The organism is Vibrio sp. S234-5 (assembly GCF_000960595.1).
Lineage (GTDB): Bacteria > Pseudomonadota > Gammaproteobacteria > Enterobacterales > Vibrionaceae > Vibrio.
The window spans coordinates 1-2315 of record NZ_JZAM01000251.1; the positions used below are offsets into that span (position 1 = coordinate 1).

At 50.8% G+C, this 2315-nt stretch carries 3 protein-coding genes; all 3 read left to right on the forward strand.

What is annotated here, in order from left to right:
* Positions 1-89 precede the first annotated feature (89 nt).
* From UF06_RS15870 to UF06_RS15880, 3 genes are read left to right on the forward strand one after another with little or no spacing between them, the layout of a single operon-like run.
* Entirely contained in the window at positions 90-587 is a 498-nt protein-coding gene (locus UF06_RS15870; RefSeq protein ID WP_045571297.1) for a PTS system mannose/fructose/N-acetylgalactosamine-transporter subunit IIB, read from the forward strand.
* A gap of 55 nt (positions 588-642) precedes the next feature.
* The gene (gene agaW / locus UF06_RS15875) at positions 643-1428 is read left to right on the forward strand and encodes a PTS N-acetylgalactosamine transporter subunit IIC (protein ID WP_045571298.1); all 786 of its coding nucleotides are present in this window, start codon (positions 643-645) and stop codon (positions 1426-1428) included.
* Entirely contained in the window at positions 1412-2302 is an 891-nt protein-coding gene (locus UF06_RS15880; RefSeq protein ID WP_045571299.1) for a PTS system mannose/fructose/sorbose family transporter subunit IID, read from the forward strand. Before agaW ends, UF06_RS15880 begins: the two co-directional genes overlap by 17 nt.
* Positions 2303-2315 lie beyond the last annotated feature (13 nt).

Genomic DNA, 2315 nt, shown 5'->3' on the forward strand with positions numbered 1-2315 from the left:
GATAATCCTTGCCCAACGGGCGAAGTCAACCGTGTCGTGCAAGGCGTGATCATCCACCAATTTGAATCATAACTGAGGGTTTCAATACTATGTCAGCGAATATTGTATGGTGCCGAATAGACGAGCGTCTATTGCATGGCCAAGTGAAAATTACTTGGATGCCGGCTTCTGGCGCTAACACTTGTATCGTGTGTAACGACGATGTGGCCGAAGGCCCAACCGCCGAGTTCTCTCAAGCAGCGATGCGTGCCTCGGCCGGCGGAGAGTTCAAAACCTCATTTTACTCAGTCGACAAACTGTGCACCATCATTGGTAAAGCCAAGCCTGAGCAAAAAATCTTTATCGTGTGTTCGAACCCAACCGACGTTGCGCGTTTGATTGAAGGCGGCGTACCGATTAAGGCGGTGAACGTGGGTAACATGCACTTCCATGAAGGTAAACGTCAAATCACCAAAACCGTATCGGTGGATGCGAAAGATATCACGGCGTTTGAGCGCATCGCCGCATGTAATGTGCTCTCGACTATCCAGAACACCCCAGACCAAGATCCGGTTGAGGTGTTGACACTAGCGAAAGCGAGCGCGTAATTCTCAACCGCCGGTATAGGAAAACTATCCCCGGCCCAAATAAAGGAAAGAGACAATGCTATTTGAAGCAATGCTTGTAGCGGTGTGGGCGTTCCTGTGTGGTATCGATAAATACGATGTGGCACTGAACATTCACCGTCCGCTGATCACTGGCCCGATTGTTGGTCTGATCATGGGTGATCTGGAACTTGGTCTGATGACCGGTGCGGTTTTAGAGCTTGCGTGGCTTGGCCTAGTGCCAAACGCGGGCGCTCAGCCGCCAGATGTGACCATGGGGACCATTGCCGCAGTGGCGTTTGCCATAATGACCAACCAAACTCCAGAAATCGCAATGGGTGTGGGCATGCCAATTGCGGTACTGATGCAGATGTTGATCATCGGTTTCTTTGCCATGTCCTCGTTCGCAATGGGTAAAGCGGACGACTGCGCTGAGCGCGGTGACTCTCGTGGTATCGACTTCTTATTAATCAGTATTTTGACTGCCCGTGCCACGATGTACTCGGTGGTCGCGTTCATCACGGTATACTTTGGTGAGCATGCGGCACAGTGGATTGACGAAAATGCGCCAACTATGCTGCTTGAAGGTCTAGGTATCGGTGCGAAAATGGTGCCCGCTATCGGTTTTGCCATGCTGTTAAAAGTGATGTGGAACAAAGAGATGGCGGGGATTTTCTTCATTGGTTTCGTGATGACCACATACCTTAAACTGCCGATCATGGCGGTAGCGGTACTTGGTGGATCAGCCGCGGTCCTTTACTACTTCATGACAGGCAGCCAAACCCAGGCAGCAGTAGGCAATAACTCTGTGCAAAGTGAGAATTACGATGACGACGGTATTTAATACAGACGCGCTTCCAAAAGAAGCGGAGCAAACAGAACGTTTCACCGATGAGATTGATGCATACCAAGACAACGAAGTACGTAAAGTGATCACCAAGCGTGAGCTTATTATGTGTGCCCTGCGTGGCCTGTTCATGGAAGGCAACTTTAACTTCGAACGTATGCAGGCTGGCGGTTACGCGTACTCGATGATCCCAGCGTTGAAAAAAATTCACGGCAACAACAAACGTGATTTTGCGACCTCGTTGAAAAACCACCTCCAGTTCTTCAACAGCTCGCCAAAACTGTTCACTTTTCTACTTGGTCTGTCCGTGGCAATGGAAGAGAACAAAGAAAAGCCAAGCACCATCAATGCCGTGAAAGTAGCCGGTCTTGGGCCACTAGGTGGTATCGGGGATGCGCTTGACCACATGACACTGATGCCATTGACTTTAGCACTGGGTGCGGCGATTGCCGCCGATGGTTCGATTGCCGGCCCATTTGTGTTCTTCGTACTGTACCAAATTCCGCACTTCTTAGCGTATTTTGGCTTGATGTTTCTTGGCTACAACGCTGGTGCGAAAGCGATGAGCGCTATGAGTGGCGTGACCGAGAGGCTCGCGCGTGCGGCTAACATCATGGGGCTGTTCGTGATTGGTGCGTTGACCGCTACTTTCATCAAAGTGCACACCACGCTGGAGCTCGAAATGGGTGGCAAAGTGGTCTCTCTACAGCACGATTTGTTTGACAAGATTATGCCGAACCTGCTGCCACTGGCGCTCGTGTTCTTCATGTTCAAAATGGTGCGCGGCAAAGGCTTCTTTGCCAAGCCACCGGTACTGATTTTTGGCACGCTCGCGCTTGGCGTCGTGGGCCACTATTTGGGCATTCTCTAAGTCTGAGTAAAGG

Excerpts from the sequence above, each read along its gene's own strand:
- UF06_RS15880 (WP_045571299.1), top strand. The coding sequence starts at position 1,412 with ATGACGACGGTATTTAATACAGACGCGCTTCCAAAAGAAGCGGAGCAA.
- agaW (WP_045571298.1), top strand. The coding sequence starts at position 643 with ATGCTATTTGAAGCAATGCTTGTAGCGGTGTGGGCGTTCCTGTGTGGT.
- UF06_RS15870 (WP_045571297.1), top strand. The coding sequence starts at position 90 with ATGTCAGCGAATATTGTATGGTGCCGAATAGACGAGCGTCTATTGCAT.